At 36.0% G+C, this 24,696-nt stretch carries 24 protein-coding genes and 4 pseudogenes; 17 read left to right on the top strand and 11 right to left on the bottom strand.

The window, feature by feature from the left end:
* Positions 1–180: 180 nt before the first annotated feature.
* The 3 genes from CN326_RS05040 to CN326_RS05050 all read left to right on the top strand — a co-directional run bounded on the left by CN326_RS05040 (position 181) and on the right by CN326_RS05050 (position 3,007).
* Complete coding sequence (locus tag CN326_RS05040) at positions 181–1,344, top strand: serine hydrolase domain-containing protein (protein WP_098306853.1); 1,164 nt, start codon at positions 181–183, stop codon at positions 1,342–1,344.
* Between the two features lie 106 nt (positions 1,345–1,450).
* Positions 1,451–2,263 carry a sugar ABC transporter ATP-binding protein gene (locus CN326_RS05045; protein ID WP_098306855.1) on the top strand — a complete coding sequence of 271 codons (813 nt, stop codon included), beginning with the start codon at positions 1,451–1,453 and terminating at the stop codon, positions 2,261–2,263.
* Between the two features lie 93 nt (positions 2,264–2,356).
* Positions 2,357–3,007 (top strand): DsbA family oxidoreductase, encoded by a 651-nt coding sequence (locus CN326_RS05050; protein WP_098306857.1) that lies wholly within the window; start codon positions 2,357–2,359, stop codon positions 3,005–3,007.
* A gap of 77 nt (positions 3,008–3,084) precedes the next feature.
* On the opposite strand, the pseudogene pyk reads toward CN326_RS05050, so the two are convergent.
* Positions 3,085–4,494, bottom strand: a pseudogene (gene pyk, locus CN326_RS05055) (pyruvate kinase); the annotation flags it as partial.
* A gap of 229 nt (positions 4,495–4,723) precedes the next feature.
* On the opposite strand from pyk, the gene CN326_RS05060 reads away from it, so the two are divergent.
* The 7 genes and pseudogenes from CN326_RS05060 to CN326_RS05085 all read left to right on the top strand — a co-directional run bounded on the left by CN326_RS05060 (position 4,724) and on the right by CN326_RS05085 (position 11,080).
* Positions 4,724–5,125: a DUF2642 domain-containing protein gene (locus CN326_RS05060; RefSeq protein ID WP_098306861.1), complete on the top strand. Its 402-nt coding sequence runs from the start codon at positions 4,724–4,726 to the stop codon at positions 5,123–5,125.
* Positions 5,126–5,142: 17 nt separating this feature from the next.
* Entirely contained in the window at positions 5,143–5,337 is a 195-nt protein-coding gene (locus tag CN326_RS05065; RefSeq protein ID WP_098306863.1) for a hypothetical protein, read from the top strand.
* A gap of 10 nt (positions 5,338–5,347) precedes the next feature.
* A pseudogene (locus CN326_RS24515) lies at positions 5,348–5,460 on the top strand (glycosyltransferase); the annotation flags it as partial.
* 12 nt (positions 5,461–5,472) lie between these two features.
* Positions 5,473–6,119, top strand: a pseudogene (locus tag CN326_RS05070) (glycosyl transferase); the annotation flags it as partial.
* A 337-nt stretch (positions 6,120–6,456) separates the two neighbouring features.
* The gene (pflB, locus tag CN326_RS05075; RefSeq protein ID WP_098306865.1) at positions 6,457–8,706 is read left to right on the top strand and encodes a formate C-acetyltransferase; all 2,250 of its coding nucleotides are present in this window, start codon (positions 6,457–6,459) and stop codon (positions 8,704–8,706) included.
* A gap of 65 nt (positions 8,707–8,771) precedes the next feature.
* Complete coding sequence (pflA, locus tag CN326_RS05080; protein ID WP_098306867.1) at positions 8,772–9,503, top strand: pyruvate formate-lyase-activating protein; 732 nt, start codon at positions 8,772–8,774, stop codon at positions 9,501–9,503.
* A gap of 413 nt (positions 9,504–9,916) precedes the next feature.
* Complete coding sequence (locus tag CN326_RS05085) at positions 9,917–11,080, top strand: diglucosyl diacylglycerol synthase (RefSeq protein WP_098306869.1); 1,164 nt, start codon at positions 9,917–9,919, stop codon at positions 11,078–11,080.
* Positions 11,081–11,350: 270 nt separating this feature from the next.
* Here CN326_RS05085 and CN326_RS05090 read toward each other — a convergent pair whose 3' ends face one another.
* Positions 11,351–12,820 (bottom strand): MDR family MFS transporter, encoded by a 1,470-nt coding sequence (locus tag CN326_RS05090; protein WP_483295634.1) that lies wholly within the window; start codon positions 12,818–12,820, stop codon positions 11,351–11,353.
* A 159-nt stretch (positions 12,821–12,979) separates the two neighbouring features.
* Between CN326_RS05090 and CN326_RS05095 the strand changes: the two genes are divergently transcribed.
* Positions 12,980–13,558, top strand: coding sequence for a TetR/AcrR family transcriptional regulator (locus CN326_RS05095; RefSeq protein WP_098306873.1), 579 nt, complete (start codon positions 12,980–12,982; stop codon positions 13,556–13,558).
* A gap of 84 nt (positions 13,559–13,642) precedes the next feature.
* Here the strand turns inward: CN326_RS05095 and CN326_RS05100 are convergent, their stop codons facing one another.
* Positions 13,643–14,875, bottom strand: coding sequence for a cytochrome P450 (locus CN326_RS05100; RefSeq protein WP_098306875.1), 1,233 nt, complete (start codon positions 14,873–14,875; stop codon positions 13,643–13,645).
* Between the two features lie 223 nt (positions 14,876–15,098).
* Here CN326_RS05100 and CN326_RS05105 point away from each other — a divergent pair.
* Positions 15,099–15,677, top strand: a pseudogene (locus CN326_RS05105) (TetR/AcrR family transcriptional regulator).
* A gap of 622 nt (positions 15,678–16,299) precedes the next feature.
* On the opposite strand, the gene CN326_RS05110 reads toward CN326_RS05105, so the two are convergent.
* The 4 genes from CN326_RS05110 to CN326_RS05125 all read right to left on the bottom strand — a co-directional run bounded on the left by CN326_RS05110 (position 16,300) and on the right by CN326_RS05125 (position 19,380).
* Positions 16,300–16,422, bottom strand: a complete 123-nt coding sequence (locus tag CN326_RS05110; protein WP_098306877.1) for a YfhE family protein — start codon at positions 16,420–16,422, stop codon at positions 16,300–16,302.
* Between the two features lie 67 nt (positions 16,423–16,489).
* Positions 16,490–17,047, bottom strand: coding sequence for a GNAT family N-acetyltransferase (locus CN326_RS05115; protein ID WP_098306879.1), 558 nt, complete (start codon positions 17,045–17,047; stop codon positions 16,490–16,492).
* 250 nt (positions 17,048–17,297) lie between these two features.
* The gene (locus tag CN326_RS05120; RefSeq protein ID WP_098306881.1) at positions 17,298–18,422 is read right to left on the bottom strand and encodes an amidohydrolase; all 1,125 of its coding nucleotides are present in this window, start codon (positions 18,420–18,422) and stop codon (positions 17,298–17,300) included.
* A 55-nt stretch (positions 18,423–18,477) separates the two neighbouring features.
* The gene (locus CN326_RS05125) at positions 18,478–19,380 is read right to left on the bottom strand and encodes a TIGR01777 family oxidoreductase (protein WP_098306883.1); all 903 of its coding nucleotides are present in this window, start codon (positions 19,378–19,380) and stop codon (positions 18,478–18,480) included.
* Between the two features lie 80 nt (positions 19,381–19,460).
* On the opposite strand from CN326_RS05125, the gene recX reads away from it, so the two are divergent.
* On the top strand, positions 19,461–20,273 hold the full coding sequence (recX, locus tag CN326_RS05130; protein WP_098306885.1) for a recombination regulator RecX: 813 nt from the start codon (positions 19,461–19,463) through the stop codon (positions 20,271–20,273).
* An 8-nt stretch (positions 20,274–20,281) separates the two neighbouring features.
* Complete coding sequence (locus tag CN326_RS05135; RefSeq protein WP_141524970.1) at positions 20,282–20,602, top strand: YfhH family protein; 321 nt, start codon at positions 20,282–20,284, stop codon at positions 20,600–20,602.
* Positions 20,603–20,664: 62 nt separating this feature from the next.
* Here the strand turns inward: CN326_RS05135 and CN326_RS05140 are convergent, their stop codons facing one another.
* Together CN326_RS05140 and CN326_RS05145 are read right to left on the bottom strand one after the other, a co-directional pair.
* Positions 20,665–20,817, bottom strand: a complete 153-nt coding sequence (locus CN326_RS05140) for a YpzG family protein (RefSeq protein WP_098306887.1) — start codon at positions 20,815–20,817, stop codon at positions 20,665–20,667.
* 34 nt (positions 20,818–20,851) lie between these two features.
* Positions 20,852–21,013, bottom strand: a complete 162-nt coding sequence (locus CN326_RS05145; RefSeq protein WP_098306889.1) for a small, acid-soluble spore protein K — start codon at positions 21,011–21,013, stop codon at positions 20,852–20,854.
* Between the two features lie 114 nt (positions 21,014–21,127).
* Here CN326_RS05145 and CN326_RS05150 point away from each other — a divergent pair, with 114 nt between their 5' ends.
* A complete protein-coding gene (locus CN326_RS05150) occupies positions 21,128–21,394 on the top strand; it encodes a YfhJ family protein (protein WP_098306891.1) in 267 nt (88 codons plus the stop codon).
* Between the two features lie 26 nt (positions 21,395–21,420).
* Here CN326_RS05150 and CN326_RS05155 read toward each other — a convergent pair whose 3' ends face one another.
* Positions 21,421–22,401, bottom strand: coding sequence for a metal-dependent hydrolase (locus tag CN326_RS05155; protein WP_098306893.1), 981 nt, complete (start codon positions 22,399–22,401; stop codon positions 21,421–21,423).
* Positions 22,402–22,548: 147 nt separating this feature from the next.
* Here CN326_RS05155 and mutY point away from each other — a divergent pair, with 147 nt between their 5' ends.
* Positions 22,549–23,643, top strand: a complete 1,095-nt coding sequence (gene mutY / locus CN326_RS05160; protein ID WP_098306895.1) for an A/G-specific adenine glycosylase — start codon at positions 22,549–22,551, stop codon at positions 23,641–23,643.
* Between the two features lie 326 nt (positions 23,644–23,969).
* Here the strand turns inward: mutY and CN326_RS05165 are convergent, their stop codons facing one another.
* The gene (locus CN326_RS05165) at positions 23,970–24,155 is read right to left on the bottom strand and encodes a hypothetical protein (protein WP_098306897.1); all 186 of its coding nucleotides are present in this window, start codon (positions 24,153–24,155) and stop codon (positions 23,970–23,972) included.
* 121 nt (positions 24,156–24,276) lie between these two features.
* Between CN326_RS05165 and CN326_RS05170 the strand changes: the two genes are divergently transcribed.
* On the top strand, positions 24,277–24,579 hold the full coding sequence (locus CN326_RS05170) for a gamma-type small acid-soluble spore protein (protein WP_141524972.1): 303 nt from the start codon (positions 24,277–24,279) through the stop codon (positions 24,577–24,579).
* The last annotated feature ends 117 nt before the right edge of the window (positions 24,580–24,696 follow it).

Genomic DNA, 24,696 nt, shown 5'->3' on the forward strand with positions numbered 1-24,696 from the left:
GATAGGTGGGGGATGAAAAAAACAATGATGGAAGTTTCACTTCATTACGAATGTAACGACTATCTTGCATTTTAGATGCTCTTTTTTTATTTTTTGTGCATGGTGTTGGTAAACCACCCATTGCGTGATAAAGTAAGATGTAAAATGAGCAACTATGAGAAAAGGTAGGTTTTTATTGTTATGAACTCTCGCAGACCGATTATATATATAAAGCGAACGATTATTCTCAGTCTGTTATTCATCCTTGTATATTGGGGGTATACGAAAATTACTTCGAACAATAAAGAAAAGGAAACATTGCAAGTAGCGAAAGAAGCGAAAGAAGTGAAAGAAGTAAAGACAGAACCTGTAGAGAAACGCTCAGAAGAATTGGTAACTGAGCAATCTCCGCAAGAAATCAATAACAATGCTCAATTAGATGAGTATATAAAGAGTAAAAACTTCAGTGGTACAGCTGTTGTTGTAAAGAATGGAAAAGTTCTTTTGAATAAAGGATATGGACTTGCTAATCAAGGTGAAAAAAATTCTAATAATTCAGATACATCCTATTACATTGGATCAATTACGAAAGCTTTTGTCGCAACTTCTATTATGCAATTGAAAGAACAAAATAAATTAAACACAGAAGATACTGTGGCAAAATATATTCCTGACTTCCCAAGAGGCGGAGAAATTAAATTAGTACATCTTCTTACGCATACATCAGGTATTCCAGAGTATCCAGAGGGATCAGAGGACATCACACATGATGAACTGATTAGAAGAATAGGAAATCAAAAATTGGCATTCCCTCCCGGGTCGAAATGGAAATACTCCGATTCTAACTATTCTGTGCTTGCGTATATTGTAGAGAAAGTGAGTGGAGAATCTCTTGAGGATTATATTCAAAAGCATATATTTGAAGTAGCTGGTATGAAGCACTCCGGATTTGGTGACAAGTTTCAACAAGAAAAATATCCTTCTACTGGCTATAAAATTGTAGATAATAAGATGACAACACCAGCTTTACCAAGTATGTCACAATTATTTGGATGCGGTGATATATATATGACCGCATATGATTTATATTTATTTGATCAAGCTTTATTTACAGGAAAGCTCATTTCAAATGAAAGTTATCATCAAATGTTTACAGCATTTAAAAAAGATTATGGTTTTGGTTGGTATGTGGACCCTGGTAGTTACTCAAATCATGGCGTTATGCCGGGATGGAATTGTTTAAATAGTTTTAGTAAAAATGGAAGTACGTATGTGGTTTTATTATCTAATATTCAAAATAACATTAAATCGTTTGGTGTATTAAGTAATGATATTTATACAATGACTCGGCATGTAGAAGGTTAGAAGGCTATCTTATAAGATAGCTTTTTTTATATATTTTCAGTCGGGGATTCGTTTGGAAAAATAATGGTTAAATGAGATAATAAAATGTAAAAAAGCGGGGTTGTATATGGGGATCCATGATCATCATGAACGGAATGGAAAAAGACTATTTATTCTCTCTCTCTTTATATTTTTTGTTGCTATTATAGCATTTATCCTTGATTTTATTCGGACGCCGCATCTTCAGTGGAACAAAGGTACTATGACTTTTATAAGTATGATTATAATGGCTTTTCTTTTTATGATTTATAGTTTTGTAGAAAGAAAGAGAGCTAAGAGAATTGGGACAATGATTTGTAACAAAGGCACATCGCCGTTACTGCATCAACATCGGTTTGTTGTACGAAGAGAAATGTCTTTAGCCACTATAGTTACGTATTTTTCAATGGATGGAAATACAATTGGAGTTTTAAGAGAAGAATATGAAACAGAAATGCAAAAGATATGGAAAATTTTCATATCGTTTTTCTTGAAATCATTGAATGAAAAGCGATTTATTTTGTATAACGAACTGGGAGAAGAGATATTGATTGTAAGAAAAAGAGCATACTATTCTTATACATTTCATGATCTAGCAGGAGATAAGATTTGTGAAATGAAACAGACGTTGAGTTTAAAAAAGCTGGAATGGCTTTTACGGTCTGAGCATGATGAAGAAATTGGCGAAATTACTGGAGATTTGTATGCGAATATCCAAAAGGGACATTGGAAAGATGGCAGTTTTATTGAAGTAAAAGAAGATGCGATTCCAGTAGAAGCAATTGAATATTTTTCTGCGAGCGGCGGTTCGCTCGTTAATTTATCAATTGTGGAACATTCAAAGTACGAGAAGGCTTTGTATTATGCGGTAGCCGCAATAGTAGCTTTGAAAAATCGTTAGATGTCTTCTTTTGAATGGAAACACTTTTTAGTTGACAGAAAATCCTTGTTGTAACTATAATTGTTACAATCAGAAAACAAAGGAGTAAAAATAATGACATTACAAATAAAAGTATATTCCGATTATGTTTGTCCATTTTGTTTTATTGGTGAACAACCATTACAAGAAGCAATTCAAGGCAAAGATGTAGAAGTAGAATGGATGCCATTTGAATTACGTCCATATCCAGCGGAACGTATTGATCCATGGAATGAACCAGACAAGTTAGGGATGTTCCAAAGTACAATTGCACCGTGGGCAGAGCAAATGGGTGTTGATATAAAATTACCTCGTTTGTCACCACATCCATATACACATACTGCATTTGAAGGATATCAATATGCGAAAGAAAATGGAAAAGGAAATGAATATCAGCACCGCGTGTTTACTGCATTTTTCCAAGAGGAACGGAATATAGGAGAAGTGGATGTACTTGTAGAAATCGCCGGAGAATTAGGATTAAATCAAAATGAATTTCGTCAAGCACTAGAGAATGGTACGTATAAAGAAGCGCATCAAAAAGCTGTACATCATGCTTATTACGAACAAGGGGTACAAGCTGTGCCGACATTTGTTATTGGCGAGAGTGTAGTACAAGGTGTACGTAACAAAGAAGCATTAGAGGCTATAATCGAGCAGGAATTAAAAAAAGAAAAAGCAACATTTTCAAATGGCATGACATGTAATATAGAGGGTTGCGAGTGAAAAAGAGGCAGATGACGTAGTGCATCTGCTTCTTTTACTTTATTGGCGGGCTCACGGATGGAAGTTTTACTTTATTTTACAACTTCAATTTTCATCAGATTTGTCGTTCCACGTTCGTTAACAGGGACACCTGCTGTTACAATGACAATATCTTGCGTAGAGATCAGTTGTTGTTCTTTAGCGTTACATAATGCTTGTTCAATTACTTCATCTGTCGTTTGTTTTGGTGCAGTGAAAAATGGGTGTACGCCCCATACGAGTGCGAGTTGCTGCATAACAGATTGTTCAGATGTTGTTGCGATAATAGGAGTGTGCGGACGATATTTTGAAATCATTTGTGCTGTATAACCACTTTTGGTTGGTGTTAAAATTGCCTTTGCTTGTAAGGAATAAGCTGCTTGGACAGCAGCAGCACCGATTGTTTCTGTTATTTGTTTATGGTTATCATGAAGCAATTGCTTTTGACTTTGGAATAGAGAAGACTCCTCTACTTGCAGAGCGATTTTATTCATCATTTGTACGGATTCTATTGGATATTCACCGGCAGCTGTTTCTCCTGAAAGCATAATCGCATCTGTGCCATCAAAGATTGCATTTGCTACGTCTGAAGCTTCTGCTCTTGTTGGTCTTGGGTTTCTTTGCATAGAATCCAGCATTTGCGTTGCTGTAATGACCGGTTTTCCGAGCAGATTACAGGTATGGATTAATTCTTTTTGGATAATCGGTACATATTCTGCTGGAATTTCAATGCCCATATCACCGCGGGCAACCATAATTCCATCCACAACTTCTACAATCTCTTTTATATTATCAATTCCTTCTTGATTTTCAATTTTTGCGATGACGCGAATATGTGAGGCATTATGCTTCGCTAATATGTCGCGTACTTCTAAAATATCAGCAGCTTTACGTACAAAGGAGATGGCGATGTAGTCAATATGTTGCTCTATTCCAAAAAGAATATCTTTTTTATCTTTTTCCGTAATACCAGGTAGGCGGATTTTTACATTCGGTACGTTCACACCTTTATGATCTTTAATTATCCCGCCATGTATAACTTTTGTTTGTAACTCACCATTTGCCTTTTCTATTACTTCTAGCTCTAATAATCCATCATCAAGTAATAGATGAGATCCTACTTCTACATCATCGTATAGACCTTCGTATGTGACGGAAAACTGTTTAGATGTTCCGAGTACTTTTTTCATTGAAACGGTAACAGTCGTACCTTCAAGCAGTTCTGCCTGTCCTCCTTCAAATTCATCGGTTCGAATTTTTGGTCCTTTAATATCTTGTAAGAGTGCAATATTTTTTTTAGCTGCCGCTGTGGCCTTTCGTATTGTATTTATACGTGCGCGATGTTCTTCGTGTGTTCCATGAGAAAAATTTAACCGAGCCACATTCATTCCAGATTCTAGTAAAGAAAGTAATGTTTCGTATTGTTCACTTGCCGGTCCAATTGTGCAAACGATTTTTGTTTTTCGCATATAAAATTCCTCCTTTTTTAACCCACATATTAGCGGACAATAAATCCTCCTATTGTTGGAAGTTTCACTTTATTATGTTGGCAATTGTATGTGTACTTCATGTATAGGTATGTGATTTGTTTTATAGAAAATGTGTAGTTTATTTAGCACCAAAAGTGTTATTTCTGTATACGCTGATAAGTGTGAACAAGTTGTCCATACAACAAAATGTATATAGGGGGAAAGTCTAGTGTCTCTATTTAAAGATTATTGGCGTAAGTTTGCACATGTTGTCGATAAACAATTAGATTGCTTTTTATATAAGAAATTTATCCCTGTTATGGAAGAAAAATTATTTTCACCGCGGTTTGCACGGTATATAGAAGTTTATACAAAAAAAGGTGTTGCAGAATACATTAAATCGCAGGAATTTCAAAATATTATTTGTTTTATTTTAAAAGAATGTAATGTTTCTCCATTTAAAGAAATTGCAGAACAATTGTTAGGGAAAGAGGTCGAAATTACTGTAACTGTTGGAGGTTTAACAGGTATCATTGCGCAAGTAGGAGATGACTTTTTAACATTACAAGAATTAACTGGAGCAACTATTTCATTACCATTTTCAATTATTATTTCAATTCGTGAGGTATAGAGAAAGGGGGAAATAAAATGTCGTTTATTGATGCATTACGGTCTCATGTGGGACAACTTGCTCAAGTTGTAACTGTTGGAGAGATTGTAACTGGGAGTATTTTATCTGTAACAGATGGAGTAATTGTCATACGAACAGCTCCGTCCTATGGTCCACTAGAAGATGTTATTGTAAGAATTCCAGTTGTTTCATATGTTCGATTGTATAGTTAGGAGGAATAACATGCGCGTATCTGTTGTGATTCCAACACATAATGAAGCACAAACGATAGGTGGTGTGTTGGAAGAAGTAAAAAAGTACAACCTTATGAAATTATTGTTATTGCGAATGGAGCGGATAAAGAGACTGTTCAAAACGAAGAAATGACGATTGCATCGGTTATTCAAGAAGCACGTAAAATTGAGCCACTTGAAATTATCGTTGCTGTTAATGGATTGAATGATAAGACAGCGACAATTGCAAAGTAATGCGGGGCTACAACTATTATTTATGAAGAAACGCTTGGAAATGATGTGGGACGTTCTATAGGGGAGGGGATATCGTGCTATTTATTGATGGGGATTTTGCAAAAGCGATTGCGGACGGACAAGACGTGGCGTTGAATGATTTAAATTATTATTTAGATTTACGAGCATCGTTACATCTTGTTACGGCACTAAAATATGCTTTAAACTTGGCTTGTAACCGAAAAGATTTAGGTGTAGGTTCGCTGGTAGCCGTACCAAATGCATTTAGTAAGGTTTGTTTAGAATATATCGGATTTGATGCTTTCTTATTTCCATGTGTGGCACAGGTGAAGGCGATATTAGCAGGATTCTCTACCTCTTGTGGATTTAGACTAAATGAATCGAAGTCGGCCGAGTGAACATTTTGCAGTGGAGGGGCATGCCCCAGCTGTATTGAGGATTACATAGAGGGGATGTCATGTGTGATAGTAGAACTTGGCATTCGAGGTGGTTTTCATGATGGAGGACGTAAGAGAGAAACAAAATAAAAAAGTGTGCTGAAACAGGCACACTTTTTTTTATTCTGTTTCAAAAATACTATAACAGAATAGGGAGGAAGAGTATTACAGTTTAAAGTGGATACGACTCTTAACCTGCAGAAAAGGATTCTTTTATTAGAATACCCAAAAAAGAAATTAGTAAAAGGGGTTAATTCAATAAAGATTCCAATAACGTTTTCACTATGTCTATAGGAGTTTGCTCATTATTTCACAAACATGTCACAACTTTAACGTTCATTTTTTCAAAAAAGTAGTATGCTAAGCACATAAGCTGTTATACAAAAAATCTTAGTCCTGTACTAATCAAAAAATGGAGGAGATTAGGATGACTCAAGTATTAGAAAATGTAAAAAACGCATGGGAAAGCTTTAAAGGTGAAAAGTGGAAAGCAGAGATTGATGTTCGCGATTTCATTTTAAATAATATAAACGTTTACCAGGGGGATGAATCCTTCTTAGCTGGAGCAACAGAAGCGACGAAACAACTTTGGGATCAAGTAATGGAATTAACAAAACAAGAACGTGACAATAGCGGAGTTCTTGACATGGATACTAAAATTGTTTCTTCTATTACATCACATGACCCAGGATATTTAAATAAAGATATTGAAAAAGTAGTTGGTTTCCAAACTGACAAGCCATTTAAACGCTCATTACAACCATTTGGTGGCGTTCGTATGGCAGAGCAAGCTTGTGAATCTTACGGATATGAAATGGACAAAGAACTGAGCCGTATTTTCAGAGACTGGCGTAAAACGCATAACCAAGGTGTATTCGATGCTTATACTCCTGAAATGAGAGCAGCTCGTAAATCAGGCGTTATTACAGGTCTTCCAGATGCCTACGGTCGTGGCCGTATTATTGGTGACTATCGCCGCGTTGCATTATACGGTATAGATCGTTTAATCGAAGCGAAAAAAGAAGATTTGAATTTAACTGGCGGTGTAATGAGCGAAGATACAATGCGTTTACGCGAAGAATTATCTGAGCAAATTCGTGCACTTCAAGAATTAAAACAAATGGCAGCTTCTCATGGTTTTGATATTTCTAAGCCAGCAACAAATGCACAAGAAGCGTTCCAATGGTTATATTTTGCTTATCTTGCAGCAATTAAAGAACAAAACGGTGCAGCGATGAGTCTTGGCCGTACGTCTACTTTCTTAGACATCTTTATTGAAAGAGATTTAGTAAACGGTACATTAACAGAAGAAGAGGCACAAGAAATTGTTGATCACTTCATTATGAAGTTACGTCTTGTGAAATTTGCAAGAACACCTGATTATAATGAATTATTCTCTGGTGATCCAACTTGGGTAACAGAATCTATCGGTGGTATTGCACTTGATGGTCGTCCATTAGTAACGAAAAACTCATTCCGTTTCTTGCATACATTAGATAACTTAGGACCAGCTCCAGAACCAAACTTAACAGTTCTTTGGTCTAAACAATTACCAGAGAACTTTAAAAACTACTGTGCGAAAATGTCTATTAAGACATCTGCAATTCAATATGAAAATGATGACATTATGCGTCCAGAGTATGGCGATGATTACGGTATTGCTTGTTGTGTGTCTGCAATGAGAATCGGTAAGCAAATGCAGTTCTTCGGAGCTCGTGCAAACTTAGCTAAGACACTATTATATGCAATTAACGGCGGTAAAGATGAAAAATCAAAAGAACAAATTGGACCTGAATTTGCACCTATCACTTCTGAAGTATTAGATTACGAAGAAGTTATGCGTAAATTTGATATGACAATGGAATGGCTAGCAGGTTTATATTTAAACACATTAAATGTCATCCATTATATGCACGATAAATATAGTTATGAACGTATTGAAATGGCGCTTCATGATACTGAAGTAATTCGTACAATGGCAACAGGTATCGCAGGGTTATCAGTAGTAGCTGACTCTTTAAGTGCAATTAAATATGCAAAAGTAAAACCAATTCGTGATGAAAACGGAGTTGCAGTAGACTTTGAAATCGAAGGCGAGTTCCCTAAATACGGTAACAATGATGATCGCGTTGATGAAATTGCGGTAAATCTTGTGAAAACATTTATGAACAAGCTTCGTAAACATACAACATATCGCAATTCTATTCACACAATGTCAATCTTAACGATTACTTCTAACGTTGTATACGGTAAGAAAACTGGTAACACACCAGATGGCCGTCGTGCTGGCGAACCGTTTGCACCAGGGGCAAACCCAATGCACGGTCGTGATACAAAAGGAGCACTAGCATCATTATTATCCGTTGCGAAATTACCATATGAAGATGCAAGAGATGGCATTTCTAATACATTCTCTATTATTCCAAAAGCACTTGGAAAAGAAGATGATGTACAAGTTCGCAACTTAGTATCTATGCTTGATGGATATGCAGTAAAAGAAGGACATCACTTAAATATTAACGTATTTAACCGTGAAACATTAATGGATGCAATGGAACATCCTGAAAAATATCCACAATTAACAATTCGTGTATCTGGTTATGCGGTTAACTTCATTAAATTAACTCGTGAACAACAAATTGACGTTATTAACCGTACAATGCACGAAAGTATGTAAGTAAAAGCTTTCCCTCTGTTCTCATGAAGACAGAGGGAGGCTGTTTCAATAGAGGGGGAAGCAACATGGTAAAAGGAAGAATACATTCTGTAGAGTCTTGTGGTACTGTTGATGGCCCAGGAATTCGTTATGTCATATTTACACAAGGGTGTTTATTACGCTGTCAATATTGTCATAATGCGGATACGTGGGAGATTGGTAAAGGGAAAGAAATAACAGTTGAAGAAGTGATGCAGGATGTTACATGTTACCTTCCTTTTATAGAAGCTTCTGGCGGTGGTATTACAGTAAGTGGCGGCGAGCCTTTACTGCAGTTAGATTTTTTGACTGAGCTGTTTAAGAAATGTAAAGAGATCGGGATTCATACGACAATTGATTCTTCTGGAGGGTGCTATTCTGAAGATGAAGAATTCCAAAGAAAATTAGATATTTTGATGGAATATACAGATTTGGTATTACTTGACTTAAAACATATTGATTCGAAGAAACATCGCAAATTAACAGGAAAACCGAACGAACATATTTTACAATTTGCTCGTTATTTATCAGATAAAAAGAAATCAATTTGGGTGCGTCATGTACTTGTACCTGGAATTACAGATGGTACAGAGGACTTAGAAAATTTGGCAGCCTTTATCCAAAGTCTTGATAACGTACAAAAGGTAGAAGTCTTACCATATCATAAGTTAGGCGTTTATAAATGGGAGGCGTTAGGGCATAAATATCCTCTTGAAGGAGTAGAGCCTCCAACGGAAGAAAGCATTCAAAAAGCAAAGCATATTTTAGCAGCAGTCTAATCCAATTGTGGATTAGACTTTTTGCTTTCTGTTGACAAATAGTAGAGCAAAAATAAGGAAAAGAGTATACTAAGATTACATAATGTCTATTTTTGTAAAGAAACGATATGGATAAATTTACAAAAATGTAAAGGGAAAACGAAACAATAGAAAGAATTAAGAAATAATGTAATGCGTATCTTGGAGTATAGATAAAAGTCAAGTTATTGCGAAAGCAGTTATAGGAAAGTATAATGTTTAAGATATGAGCAGATGGGATTAAGGGGTCAATAACATATGCTTTGCATATCCACGACAGGTACAGATCCAACGAAAATTTGTTGGAATTCAAACATGCAAAATCATAAGGAAATTGTTTTTTATATTGTGACAGATGCAATATGAAAGACCGAAAAAGCTAGGAGTGGATTTGTTTGATAAAAAACCCCAAGGTTTTAATATTAACAGCACATTATGGTAACGGTCATATACAAGTGGCAAAAACATTAGAACAAACATTTCGTCAAAGAGGACTTGAGGATGTAATCGTATGCGATCTTTTTAGTGAATCGCACCCTGTTATAACAGACATTACAAAATATTTATATTTAAAAAGTTATACAATTGGGAAAGAGCTATACCGCTTATTTTATTATGGTGTTGAGAAAATTTACGATAAAAAAATTGCATCATGGTATGCCAATTTTGGTCGAAAACGTTTAAAAGCGATATTGCATGCTGAAAAACCCGATATTGTTATTAATACATTTCCAATCATTGCGGTGCCAGAGTTGAAAAAGCAAACAGATATTTCTATACCTGTTTATAATGTAGTTACCGATTTTTGCTTGCATAAAATATGGATTCACCGAGAAGTAGATCGTTATTTTGTTGCAACAGAGTATGTGAAGGACATTATGATAAAGGTAGGAGTACCTGCTGAGCAAATTGTAGCAACAGGAATTCCGATTCGTAAAAATTTTGAAGCGGTCATCAATGTAGAAACATTGTATGATAAGTATGATTTGTCACGGGACAAAAAGATTTTGCTTATTGTAGCAGGAGCGCATGGAGTGTTAGGAAGTGTAAAAGAGTTATGCCAATCCTTTATGTCAGTTCCTAATCTGCAGGTAGCCGTAGTTTGTGGGAAAAATAAAGTATTGCAAGAGGACTTGCAGCAATTACAAGAAAGCAATCCAGATGCATTAAAAGTATTCGGTTATATAGAGAATATTGATGAATTGTTCCGTATTACCTCTTGTATGATTACAAAACCAGGAGGAATTACATTAAGTGAAGCAGCAGCTTTGCAAGTACCTGTCGTTTTATATAAACCAGTACCAGGGCAAGAAAATGAAAATGCGAAGTATTTTGAAAAACAAGGTGCAGCAATTGTTATTCGCGAAGATAATGAAATCTTTCAGAAAACGAAAGAACTATTGCAAGATGATATGAAATTATTGCAAATGAAAGAAGCGATGAAACACATTTATCGTCCGGAACCAGCGTTTCATATTGTGGATTCTATTTTAAAAGAAAATCATGTACAAGTACATTCGCCGGTACACCCAACAGCCCTTGTGCAGTCTTTTACTTAATATAAGAACCTCTTTTCTATCTGAGTAGAAGGAGGTTTTTTTCGTTATTTCGTTTAAATGGATAGTAATATTAAAAAAGGGAGAAGAGGAATTGTTTGTAGACTATTTGACAAGCATACATAAAAATCAAAATGAAGGACTTTTAAATTTACTGATATACCTATATTCGATCCAACGTAGGTTATAACGAAAGACATCTTTAACTAGTAAAGATGTCTTTTTGATGTTCTTATTAAATCAAGCTACAGCTAATATAAAATTTAAGCTCTTCTAATTTTCATTGTGTAAGAGCTGAGTGGTTTTTACTTTCTTTTTCTGTCCTTTTAAGAAAAACGATACAACGAGGGCAACAATTACCAAGGTTAACCCAAGCGTAAATGCCCCTTGGAAGCCGGATGTTAAGCCATTTAACTTTTCTGCTGGATCCATTGGATTTGCTGAGTTCTCCATATATTGAGTTGTGCCTGAAGACATTTTAGATATAAATATAGCTGTGCCAATCGCGCCAGCTACCTGCTGTAATGTATTGAAGAGCGCTGTACCGTGTGGATAAAGCTCTGGTGTCAATTGATTTAAACCATATGTTTGTGCTGTCATTACAAACATGAGTCCAACCATTAATACGCTGTGCATCAAGATAATTTGTGTCAATGTTGTATCTGGATTAATGCCTTTGAATAGCCACATTGCAATAGCTACTAATACAATGCCAGGGATGATAATAACCTTTGGACTAAATTTATCAAATAATTTACTTGCAATCGGTCCCATTATGCCACTCATAATACTCCCCGGTAGCATGATTAGCCCTGATTTAAAGGCTGTGACAAGTAAAACCGTTTGTAAGAACATTGGTAATAATGTCATTGTTGAGAACAGCGACATCATGACGATGAAGATTAACCCAACTGATAAAGTAAACATTGGAAATTTAAATGCGCGTAGTTCCAAAATTGGATTATCGATTTTTAATTGACGAACAACAAAAATGAATAACGATATAGCCCCGATAATTAAAGTGGAATAAACTTTAGGATCTGACCATCCTAAATCACCTGAAGAACTAAAGCTATACACAATACCACCGAAACCTAATGTTGATAAAAGAATGGATAAATAATCAATTTTTGGTCGTGTTAATTCTGTGACATTTTGAATATACTTCATTCCAATTAAAATGGAAATGATTACGATAGGAATAACAATGTAGAATAACCAGCGCCAATTAAGCGAATCGACAATAAGTCCAGATAAAGTAGGACCAATTGCTGGAGCAGACATCATAACAAGTGCTATTAAGCCCATTGTGGCACCGCGTTTTTCAGGTGGACAAATAATTAAAATTGTATTCATTAGTAATGGTGAAATTAACCCAGTCGCGATTGCTTGGACAATACGGCCGATTAATAAAACGGCAAATGTCGGTGCGAACCCAGCAATCAATGTACCGACTAAAAATGTTACCATGGCGCTTAAGAACATTTGTCTTGTTGTAAGCCATTGTTGAAGTAAAGCTGTAATTGGTACTAAAACCCCAACAACTAACATGTAGGATGTAGAAAGCCATTGAATTGTTGAAGCTGTTACATCAAAATCTTTCATTAATACGGTTAAAGCATTACCAAGTAATGTCTCGTTTAATAATGCGACCATTGCACCTAAAATTAATGCAATTAAAATAGGTGTATGTCTAATATTAGAAGTATCAATTTTGCTACTTGTGGAACTCGTGGCTGTCATATTCATTTATCGATTTTCCTCCTATTTTTTGTCTCTCTCTTTTTGCTACATTTGTATCTAAAAGATCACGTGTAATATAATATACACGTGTAGATTAAAAATAGGGAGAATCAATTTTCAATAGTTGTATAATTAATCTACAGAAAAGGAGAAGTGTAGATGAATAGTAATGAGGGGCAGCTGGATTTACGTATTAGACGTACACATAAATTATTGTGGGAGTCTTTATTTGAATTAATGACGCAATCGAAGCAGAAATATAGTTCCATTACCATCAACCAAATCTGTGATCGTGCGATGGTGCATCGAACAACATTTTATAAACATTTTGAAGATAAAGACGCGTTATTGGCATTTGGACTTAAACAATATCAAGGGGAAGATTTTACCATCCCACTTTTAGATCGATTAACTAAGCCATTTCAAATGATGGAGCAATTCTTACATCATGAAGAGATTGGTAAAATATTAGAGTCACAAATGGATGATGAACAATTTATTAGCTTTATGCATTATCAAACTCGGGAAATGAAGAAACAGGAGAATCAAGAACTAAGTCGACTTTGTAAAAATCATACGATACCAAATGAGTTAATTATCGAATTCTATTCGGGTGTAATTACAACTCTAACTGCTTGGTGGTTAAAAAATAAAAGCACTGTTTCGGCAGGAGAAATGGATCGATACTTCCATCAAATGATCAATCAAGATGTTTTTGGATTTGAAATAGAAGATTAGAGATCATTTTCAAAACGAAGAAAGGGCGTCCCTCCGTCATTTTTGATGACTTTTGGGACACCCCAATTTACCGGCCAACTTGGCCTAACGGTGAACCTTCAGCGGTAAGCTGGATAAGGCCTGGCCAGCGGCGGAGGTCTGTAAACTTGCCTCCAAATTGAAGCCTGGAACCGATTCAATGCGAGAAAATGTTTCCATAAAAATTTTGAACGCTTTGTTAGCTTCCAATCTTGCTAGTGGCGCACCGAGACAGAAATGCGGTCCATTGCCAAACGTTTGATGCCGGTTGTTATTTTTTCGGTGAATATTCACAGCAAATGGATCTTCGAATACATCCTCATCAAAGTTTGCCGCGCTATTCCAAGTGATCACCAAATCACCTTTCTTCAACTCAACGCCTAGAACATTGTTATCTACTTTCACTTCACGGTCCAATACAATAACGTGGAAACGGTAACGCAGCATCTCCTCAACAAAATTAGGTACGAGGTTTATATTGCTTCTTAATTCTTCGTAAAGTTTAGGAGCATCATATAGCAATGCGTAGAATGAATTAGCCAACAAAAGACTTGTTGTTTCAACACCCGCCGCAAGAAGAAACATAGTCACACGAACAACTTCTTCATCCGTAAACTTTTCTCCTTCGATTTCAACTTGAATCAAATCAGAAAGAATGTCGTCTGAAAGCTGCTTTCTTTTTTCCACAACGATCGGATACAGATAATTAAAGTACTCCATCGCTGCTTTCGCTTTTTGTTGACCCACTTCCTCGGCATTTTCACTATTGAACGGCATGAACAATATATCGACCCATTTCTTAAACAGCAGCTTGTCTTTATGCGGAACCCCAAGCAAATCGGCCATTACTATGATCGGAAGGGGGGTTGTAAAATCTTTGACAATGTCGATCTCCGACTTATCCCCCATTTCGGCAATCAAATCGTTAATAATCTGTTCAATACGCGGCTCCCAAGTTTTGAGACTTCTAGGGGTGAAAGCAGCCGAAAGCAGAGAACGTGATTTACGATGTTCCGGTGGATCCGTTTCATTAATCTTTAAGCGATCTGGGACGCTCCCTTCCTCTGTGTCTGCTCCAATCTGAGAAATAGAACGGTGGCGTTTACTTGAAAATAGTTCATAGTCTGTAAGAACTCGCTTAACGTCTTCATATTTGAAAACATTCCAAGTGTTCGTGTCTGCATGATAGTAAATCGGATGTTCCGTCAGCATTTTTTTATACCAAGAAAATGGAGCAAATTCTTCGGATTTAGTTTTAAAACCCTTAATTTCAGAAGTTGAAATGACTGTATTTTCCATATAAATCCCTCCATGTTTAATCAGAGTACAATAGAACAAAATTTGACTACCTAATCCGTCTGGCCTAGAAGCATACTCCCCTTAGGTCACCTCCTGCATTGATTGTTTTTAATACACTTGTATACTAATGAGTATACGCAATATCATATACACATGTAGATTAAAAAGGGAGAATCAAATTTCACAAGTTGTATAATTAATCTACAGAAAAGGAGAAGTGTAGATGAAAAATAATGAGGAACAGCTGGATTTACGTGTTAGACGTACACATAAATTATTATGGGAGTCTTTATTTGAATTAATGACGCAATCAAAGCAGAAATATAGTTCCATTACCATCAACCAAATCTGTGATCGTGCGATGGTACATCGAACAACATTTTATAAACATTTTGAAGATAAAGATGCGTTATTGGCATTTGGATTTAAATAATATCAAAAGGAAGATTATGCCATAACACTTTTAGATCGATTAACTAAACCATTTCAAGTGATGGAGCAATTCTTACATCATGAAGAGATTGGTAAAATATTAGAGTCGCAAATGGGTGATGAACAATTTAATAACTTTATACATTATCAAACCCGTGAAATGAAGAAACAGGAGAATCAAGAATTAAATCGAATTTGTAAAAGCCATACAATACCAAATGAGTTAATTATCGAATTCTATTCAGGTGTAATTACAACGTTAAGTACATGGTGGCTACAAAATAGAAAAAGCGTTTCAGCAGAAGAAATGGATAGATACTTTCATCAAATGATCAATCAAGATGTTTTTCAATTGAACAGAGATCAATAGGGACTTAATGTAAGAAATTCACGGAGCTTGAACATATTTGTATTATCCACATTTAATATTCTCACTTTCGAAAGAGATAAGTTGCCGGATGTTAGTGGAATTCTTACTAACGTGGTTTGCTATCATTTACATACTCATAAGTTTGTTGAAATTAGCAGACCAAATGATCAATTTTTTTATAAAAATAAACCTATCAATATTAAAAAAGTGACCTCGTTTTGATCAAACTTTGTTCAAAACGGGGTCTTTTTCTTTATATTAAAATCAATGTGTGTGTAACTTTTAATCAAACTTTATTCTAATCCAGCATTTGGTTGCATCTCACTACTTACGAGGATAGATATTTTCGTCAGGATTTTGAGAAAATAAGGAGGGCGAATGTAAATTTCACTTTATCCACAAAAGAATCCGCTTACAATATACAGTAAACTTTAAATATTAACAAAACTATCCACAATATCCACAATTTTTAGTAAATATATCCACAAAGTAAACAGGATAACTGTGATTAAATTCCTCTTTTATACAAAAGATATTAGAATTTATACACAATTCTAGTGATTTTGTGGATAAAGTTTTCCACAAAAAAAGCTACCTCTTCTGAACAAGAGGTAGCTTTATGTTAATAAATTCCTTTTGGTTTATATCCAGCTGCACGATCTGCTCTTTTAAATTCACGTTGATAGAGAACTTCTTGTGTGCTAGATAATGTATTTCTTGATTTTTCACGTTTTTTCTTATCCATTACAGTTCACCTCGTGTCATAAAGTCATTACCTATCGTTACCAATGACAGAGGGAGATATACATATATTATGCTTCTTTTAAATGATGAGCGTCTTGGAATGTTGCTTCGCGCATTGTGTGTAGTGTGTATTGATCTTTTGGAATTTCATATAAGTTATATACTTCACCATTTGCGTTAATTTGATCATATACACATTTTCTTGTTTCATTTGCTAGATTAACGTATGGCAATTTTTCTGCAGCTTTAATAGAGCGAGTATTTAATTTGCGAATTCGCATGAAAATAGTCTCAATATCTAATTCATAGAAAAGTTCACTAAAGAAAGCATCTTTTGCTGGTTTATTATAACCATTTCCATGATACGGTTTGCCAAGCCAAGTGCCAAGAAAACCTGCTTTTTCTTGCACATCAAATAAAGTTATTGTTCCAATAGGGTTTCCCCATTCATCAACAATTGTGCGTGAAATTAGTTCTCCGCGCTCTTCAGCTTCAATTGTTTGTTTTGTTAGAAACAAAAATTCTTCATAAGAAGATGCCTTCTGACGCACAAAGGGGAAGACATCAGGGTGAATCATCAAATCATATAGAACGTGGCTGTCATGTAGGTCACGTTTTTTTAACATACTATCTCCTCCAAAAAAGAGGGCAGCATGACGACAAAAAACACCCCACCCTCGAAATTTTTATATCAAACTTAAAAAAATTTCGGGGTGGGAATCGAACCCACTAGAACCAGTCTATAATGCTGGTGGCGCACCATTTGCCTTCCCCATTCATCAATTTGAAATTACTCAACACGACACAAATTGATCATGGTTTCATTCAGTTTATAATCGTATAATACTTCATCTAGTCAAAAAAATAAACTAGTTTTTATGAATTTTTTGTGTGGATAATTTTTCCGTCTATCATCGTTAATACAGGCTTGGCTAAATAGTGAAAAGGATGATGAGTCCATAGGACAAGATCAGCGTCTTTCCTAGGCTCGATACTACCAATTTTCTTTTCTAAACGTAAGTTGCGAGCAGGTATAATCGTAATTCCTTCTAGAGCTTTATGTTCATCTAATCCTTCTCGAACAGCGATAGCCGCGCAAATATTTAAATACTGAATTGGTGTATAGGGGTGATCTGTCGTAATTGAGACTTCAATTCCCTGATTCGATAAGGCATGATATGTTTGCCAAGATTTGTTTTTTAATTCAATTTTTGAACGACGTGTTAATGTTGGACCGACAGATACTTTTAAATCGTGGTTTGCTAATTTATCAGTAACAAGATGACCTTCCGTACAATGTTCAATACGTAAATCAAGATTAAATTCTTTTGCAAAGCGAAGAGCAGAAAGAATATCATCTGCACGGTGGGCGTGGGCGCGTACAGGAATTTCACGGCGGAGCGCTTGCAAGATAGGAATCATTCGAAAGTCCGCATCATTCCCATAATACTTTGCTTCATAAAAAGCTTCGCGCAGCATCCCCATAATTCCCATGCGGGTAATGGATTCTTTGTTTCCATTACTATGCATTCCTTTTGGGTTTTCTCCAAACGCAATTTTCAGACCTGCGGGCTCTTGAATGACCATATGATCAATACTATTCCCTGCTGTTTTTATGACGCATGTTGTTCCGCCAATTATATTTTGACTTCCAGGCATAACATGTACGGTTGTGATACCGCTTTGTACAGCATCTTGAAAAGCCATATCCAAAGGATGAATACCATCTAAAGAGCGAATATGAGGAGTTAGCATTTCGGCTGTTTCATTTGCATCATTTCCAGCCCATCCAGTTCCTTCATCATATAAGCCAAGATGTGTATGCACGTCGATAAAGCCTGGAAGAAGATGAAGACCACGTGCATCAATAACGGTCATATCTTCGCTAGATTCAATAAATCGTTCTAATGCAGCAATCTTGTTGTTTTCTACTAATACATCACCTTGTAATTTAGGTGATGTAATAGGGTAAACAGTGGCTTGTTTAAATAATATTTTCATATTAACCTCTTTATTCTACATACGAGTTTTTTCTCTTGAGGAATTTTAGAAATTATTAGTACGATACAATATTTTGAAGCGCATGTTCTAAAGTACCATAAGAATGTGTATACCCATGTTGTATCGCCTTGTGAGGTAATACATTTTGTCCTTGTAAAATAAGGATGCTCATTTCACCGAGAAGGGTTTTGAGTGCGAAGGCGGGCATCGGTAACCAATGTGGTCTATGCATCACTTTTGCGATTGTTCTTCCGAATTCTTCCATTGTTACAGGGTGAGGAGCTGTAACATTTAATGCACCGTTCACTTCTTTTGTATGAATAGCAAAATCAATCATTCGAACAACATCTTCAAGATGAACCCAAGAAAGCAATTGGTTGCCTGAGCCAATGGTTCCTCCAATAAACAATTGATATGGAAGTAACATTTTCGGTAGTGCTCCTCCATCTTTTCCAAGAACAACACCAAAGCGTGTATAGACAGTGCGAATACCGAGTGCAGCAGCTTTGCTTGCTTCTTCTTCCCATAACTTTACTGTAGTAGCTAAAAAATCATTACCTGACTTTAGGTGTTCTTCTGTAAATGTTTCTGTTTCTGATGTACCATAATAGCCGATTGCACTTGCATTTATAAACGTATGTGGATATTGGGACAACGTTTGTAGTTGCTTAATTAATCCTTTTGTCGTTTGTAAGCGACTATTGACGATTCTTTCCTTCTGTTTCATAGTCCAACGTCCATTGTTAATAGATTCCCCGGCAAGATTAATAACAACATCAATGGAAGAAAGGGGGAATTTCACAGCATTAGCGTCCCATTTTATATATCGAATATTTGAAGGTGAAAGATTTTCTCTCAGTTGACGTGTCAAAATGTATACGGTATGTCCGTTGCTTGCTAAATATAAAGTGAGTGCTTTTCCAATAAAACCTGTTCCTCCAGAAATAGCAATTTCCAAGAGAAATCCCTCCTCATTATGTATATTCAAGAAACTCAAATTTGTTTCATATATGTTAAAATAATGTAGGGGTGAAATTTATGGCTGTCATTACAAAAATAGAAGTACAAAAACGAATAAAAGAAAGATTTAATATTTATGTTGATAAAGGTCAAGGAGAAGAATATGGTTTCAGTGTAGATCAAGTGACCTTAATTAAACACGGGCTTCAAAAAGGCCTAGAATTTGATGATGTTGAATTAGCAAATATTTTATACGATGAAGAAGTGCAAAAAGCGTATTTATACGCCATTACTTATTTATCGCATCAAATGAGAACGAAACAAGAAGTAGAAGAGCAATTACGGAAAAAAGAAATTGGACAAGCCATCATCTCTGAAGTCATTTTAAAACTATTGCATGACCGTTATATTAATGATAAAGAGTATGCAATTGCATATGTACGTACTCATAGCAATGTGAGCCAAAAAGGACCGATTGTTATTAGACGTGAACTGTTAAGTAAGGGTGTTTCGGATATAATTATTACTCATAGTTTACAGGAGTATCCACAAGAGAAACAAATTGAAAATGGTCTTGGACTTATAGAAAAAAAGAAAAGATCTTATCAAAAACATTCTTTTCTGCAAATGAAACAAAAATTAGAAGAGATGCTAGTGCGCAAAGGGTATGGGCGTGATATCATTCAAATTTGTTTAGAAGAATTACAGGATGAAAAGGATGATAAGCAACAAGAAGAAGCCCTTATATATCATGGTAATAAATATCATGAAAAATACAAGAAATATGATGGCTGGACGTATGAAAATAAGATGAAGCAAGCGTTATATCGAAAGGGTTTTTCGATTGATGAAATAGAAGTGCTTATTCAAATGAAACGTGAAGAGGGATGAGGGAAAATATGAGAAATATGCCAAAGCGCTATAGCGAGATGACACCACATGAGTTAAGAGAAGAAATTGGCATTTTAAAAGAACAGGCAGTGAAGGCAGAGCAACTTGGTATTGTAAATGAATTTGACGTATTAATGAGGAAAATTGCAATGGCTCGTGCTTATATGACAGATATCGATGCATTTAAGATTGGTGAAACATATGAACTTACAGAAGAGCCAGGGGTATCTTTTACGATTACGTATTTTAATGGAGTATTTGCTTGGGGCCATAAACAAAATGAAACAGAGGGAATTGGTATTCCTATTTCGCTATTGCAAAAGAAATAAAAACCAGAGAGCCTTGGCTGCTCTGGTTTTCACTTTTCGTAGTTGTTACAGGAGATAGGCAATCAAGTTTGGCGTTTTCTCATCTCATTTGCCAAAATAATAAGAGATTGATTTTGCTGCGTTTGTCCATTCACCTGTGCTTTTGCATGTTTTCGACGCGCCCATGTAGGGTTGAATAACTCGGAACGATGGTCTAAATGATCGCGGTAACTCATCTTATCACCTCGTATAGTTATCGATAAACATTTGTTATGCTTCTTCTTCTCGATTAGCGGCATGCATTCGTTCTTGCGGATGCGTATTAATAGTGCCGTTAGGTCGTTTCGAAGCAAAACGTGCTTGTGCTTTTGGCGGACCGTCTAACTTATTGTTATTTCTAGCTTCAGACCAAATTTCAGATTGTTTGCCCAAGAGGAACTCCCCCTCGCTACAAATTGATACAAAAAGTATCACTTATAGAATGTGCAATGTGAGAGAAAATATTCTATAACGTAAAATGGATAAATTGACTAAAGGAGACATAAAATGAACGATATTTTTGAAAAATTAACGAAAGAACTTCTTGAAAAAAATGCTACCCTTTCTTATTCTCAGGCGCGTACTTGGGTTGAGTTGTTATGGGAGGATTTTGGAGCGACATATGCAAAAACAGGAACGTATCAAGGGATTGAAATGACAGAGAAAGTTGTACGAGCATGGATTAATAACCAAGGGGCGCGTTTGCATGAAATTCAAACGAATAATCCAAAGTATAGTCATTTAATTAATCAAGAAAATCATTTAAAACATTAAAAAAACGACCAATTGAGGTCGTTTTTTTAATGGGGAATTAATTCTAATTTTTTTCGTAGTTTTTCTTCACTGAAAATCCATCCTGTGTATGAACTCATAATATCGAGCTCTTTATTAAGCCGAACAATTGCAACAAATGGATAATAACCTTTGCTGCGATAGCGCAGATCAATAAATCGAACTTCATAATGATCGTTGTATTCAAAAATGTCCCAGCGATAGACAGGAGAAAACGATAAGAATGCTGAAATGTTTTCATCTTTTTGAGCGGCACGAATGACATCATTATTAGGTAATGGAATGCGCTCGAATTTATCATGAACCATAATATGACCGCGATGCCAATGAGCAACAAAGTAATGATCTTTTGTCACAATAGCTAAGCGGTAATGATAAAAGCGGTATGACGGCGAAATAATGACTTGTTCAACATCACGGAACCGTTTATTTACGACACTTTTTACATTTTGACGCATTATAATTCGGCCAATATAATAAATGGTCATTAATATATAAGCAGCTACTCCTGCATAACCTTTATTTGCACCGACAAGTATACATGCAATCGCTAATAAATGAATGAAGAAAATAACTGCATCAAATGTATTAATGACGCCTAGTGCCACCCATTTCTTAGTAAAGGGCCGCAGCGCTTGTGTACCGTAGGCATTAAAAATATCAACAAAAACATGAAGAAAAACAGCAATAAATGACCATAAAAGAAGATGGAAATAAGGGGTTCCTTGAAATATTGCAAAGGTAATCCCGCTAACAAGAAATGACCAAAGCATAACAGCTGGGATAGAGTGAGTAATCCCGCGGTGATTTCGAATATATTTCGCATTGTTGCGCAGTTTTAAAACAGTATCAATATCAGGTATATTCGAACCGGCAATTGCGGCAAGCATCACAGCTTGCGGTCCAAAATCGCTTTGACTGATTGCTGGATCTAGTGTGGCTAAGCTTCCTAATGTAACGCCCATGACAAGATGAGTGGCTGTGTCCATGAAAACCACCTCCGTTTTTTATTAATGTAACTCTTTTTATTTCATATCACAAGGCATTTACCTTTTATTTCTTACACTATCTTACTTAAATTTTCTCCTAAATTCTTTATAATAGTACGTATATGCAAAAAATGAGGGGGATCAAGTTTGAAGCTTGAGATACTAGATGATTTTAATATAGAAAATTTCCAACATGATTTAATCAGTTGGTTCGAAACAGAGCAGCGTGATTTACCATGGCGCATCAATAAAGATCCATATCGTGTTTGGGTTTCAGAAATTATGCTTCAGCAAACACGAGTTGAAGCTGTAAAACCATATTACGCAAACTTCATGGGAAAGTTTCCAACGCTAGAAGCGTTAGCTGATGCTGAGGATGAAGAGGTGTTAAAAGCGTGGGAAGGACTTGGTTATTACTCGAGAGCACGTAATTTACACGCTGCAGTCAAAGAAGTAAAAGCGCAATATGGTGGAAAAGTTCCAAGCGATGTAAAACAAATTGAAAAGTTAAAAGGTGTAGGTCCGTATACAAAAGGAGCAATTTTAAGTATCGCTTACGGAATTCCAGAGCCGGCTGTTGATGGAAATGTGATGCGTGTATTATCACGAATTTTATCGATTTGGGATGATATCGCTAAACCAAAGACACGTAAATTATTTGAAGATATTGTTCGTGAAATCATTTCAAAAGAAAATCCATCTTATTTTAACCAAGGATTGATGGAATTAGGTGCACTTATTTGTGTTCCTAAAAATCCATCTTGTCTTCTATGTCCTGTTAGAGAACACTGCCGCGCGTTTGCAGAAGGAGTACAAAAGGAATTGCCTGTGAAAAGTAAGGCGAAAGCACCGAAAATGGTTCCAATCGTTGCCGGTGTATTGCGTACAGAAGACGGTAAATATGTCATTAATAAAAGAGGAAGCACAGGGCTACTTGCTAACATGTGGGAATTTCCTAACGTAGAAATTGGAGAAGGAATTCGTAACCACAAACAGCAATTGACAGATTATATGAAAGAGAAGTTTTCTCTTTCTGTTTCTATTGATGATTATGCAATGAATGTTCAGCATACATTTACGCATAGAACGTGGGATATATTTGTATTTTATGGTACAGTAACAAATTCAATTGTTGAAACAGATATTTTAAAGGTGATAACGGTTCAGGAATTTGAACAGTTACCAATTTCTAAATCGCATCGAACAATTTTTGAAGAGTGTGTGAAAAAACTCCAGCCGTAGCGGCTGGGGTTTTTAATCATAGGATATTTTTGTCCCGCTATTCGCGGGCAGTAAGACCCTCACCTCAAGATGCAGAGAAAAGCGTTGTCCAGCTCTAGCGGCTAGAATCTCCGGTCGTTTCGCCCCCTCGGACGAGGCAAAAAGCGCCTCTCTGTCGGGTGCTCCAACGTCCTGCGATTCTGGGCGAGCCGCTTCCGCTTTTCTACAGAAGAGAGGTGGGGGATAACTGCTGGCATGCGCCCGATTGGTGAGAGCTTTCCATCAGTGGGGAATGAAGAAAACCCCCACTGATGGAAGTTTCACTTTATACCATGTGTCTAATCAGCTTATTGCCGCTGTAAACCACCGCGTGCTTCAATTTCTTTTACAATTTCTTTGTAAATAGTTTGGCCTTCTACATTTAAATAAGGCATTATTTGCTGCAGAGAATGATGAAAATGAGCGAGTTCATCTTTTTTCCATTGATTTCTTGGAGTCATTGATAATTCTGTCATATCACGTCCAACATACATATATTTACACCTCCATCATAGTTAGTTTGAATGAACGTTTTTGTCTGTATACGTAAAAAAATATTTTTCTTTTCACATTTTTAACGGATATGTTCAGTGAAGGATGGTTACATTATTTGTTGTGGAGGTGAGAAAGATGAACAAAAAACAACAAGGTTTTGGAAAAACAACTTCTGGTGCTAGCATTCAAAGCGCAAAACAACAAAGCGCTAGCTATGGCACAGAATTTGCAACAGAAACAAATGTACAAGCAGTAAGACAACAAAACGCACAAGCAGAAGCTAAGAAATCACAAGCTTCTGGCGCTGCTAGCGCTGCTCAAAGTGCAGCTGCTAGCTATGGTACAGAGTTTGCAACAGAAACGAATGTACAAGCGGTAAAACAACAAAACGCAAAATCAGCAGCAAAAAAATCACAATCTTAATAACAAAGAAAAAAACACTCCTTTAATGTAAGAGGAGTGTTTTTTCTTTGTTATCCCGCATTAACGGACAGTAAGACCCCACCTCAAGATTCTGGGAAAAGCGAAGAAGGTAGATGA

The organism is Bacillus sp. AFS018417, from assembly GCF_002560985.1.
Classification (GTDB): domain Bacteria; phylum Bacillota; class Bacilli; order Bacillales; family Bacillaceae_G; genus Bacillus_A; species Bacillus_A rhizoplanae.

Coding starts and splice junctions, on each gene's coding strand:
- CN326_RS05040 (WP_098306853.1), top strand. CDS start 181: ATGAACTCTCGCAGACCGATTATATATATAAAGCGAACGATTATTCTC.
- CN326_RS05045 (WP_098306855.1), top strand. CDS start 1,451: ATGGGGATCCATGATCATCATGAACGGAATGGAAAAAGACTATTTATT.
- CN326_RS05050 (WP_098306857.1), top strand. CDS start 2,357: ATGACATTACAAATAAAAGTATATTCCGATTATGTTTGTCCATTTTGT.
- CN326_RS05065 (WP_098306863.1), top strand. CDS start 5,143: ATGTCGTTTATTGATGCATTACGGTCTCATGTGGGACAACTTGCTCAA.
- pflB (WP_098306865.1), top strand. CDS start 6,457: ATGACTCAAGTATTAGAAAATGTAAAAAACGCATGGGAAAGCTTTAAA.
- pflA (WP_098306867.1), top strand. CDS start 8,772: ATGGTAAAAGGAAGAATACATTCTGTAGAGTCTTGTGGTACTGTTGAT.
- CN326_RS05090 (WP_483295634.1), bottom strand. CDS start 12,820: ATGACAGCCACGAGTTCCACAAGTAGCAAAATTGATACTTCTAATATT.
- CN326_RS05095 (WP_098306873.1), top strand. CDS start 12,980: ATGAATAGTAATGAGGGGCAGCTGGATTTACGTATTAGACGTACACAT.
- CN326_RS05100 (WP_098306875.1), bottom strand. CDS start 14,875: ATGGAAAATACAGTCATTTCAACTTCTGAAATTAAGGGTTTTAAAACT.
- CN326_RS05110 (WP_098306877.1), bottom strand. CDS start 16,422: ATGGATAAGAAAAAACGTGAAAAATCAAGAAATACATTATCTAGCACA.
- CN326_RS05115 (WP_098306879.1), bottom strand. CDS start 17,047: ATGTTAAAAAAACGTGACCTACATGACAGCCACGTTCTATATGATTTG.
- CN326_RS05120 (WP_098306881.1), bottom strand. CDS start 18,422: ATGAAAATATTATTTAAACAAGCCACTGTTTACCCTATTACATCACCT.
- recX (WP_098306885.1), top strand. CDS start 19,461: ATGGCTGTCATTACAAAAATAGAAGTACAAAAACGAATAAAAGAAAGA.
- CN326_RS05135 (WP_141524970.1), top strand. CDS start 20,282: ATGAGAAATATGCCAAAGCGCTATAGCGAGATGACACCACATGAGTTA.
- CN326_RS05140 (WP_098306887.1), bottom strand. CDS start 20,817: ATGAGTTACCGCGATCATTTAGACCATCGTTCCGAGTTATTCAACCCT.
- CN326_RS05150 (WP_098306891.1), top strand. CDS start 21,128: ATGAACGATATTTTTGAAAAATTAACGAAAGAACTTCTTGAAAAAAAT.
- CN326_RS05155 (WP_098306893.1), bottom strand. CDS start 22,401: ATGGACACAGCCACTCATCTTGTCATGGGCGTTACATTAGGAAGCTTA.
- CN326_RS05165 (WP_098306897.1), bottom strand. CDS start 24,155: ATGTATGTTGGACGTGATATGACAGAATTATCAATGACTCCAAGAAAT.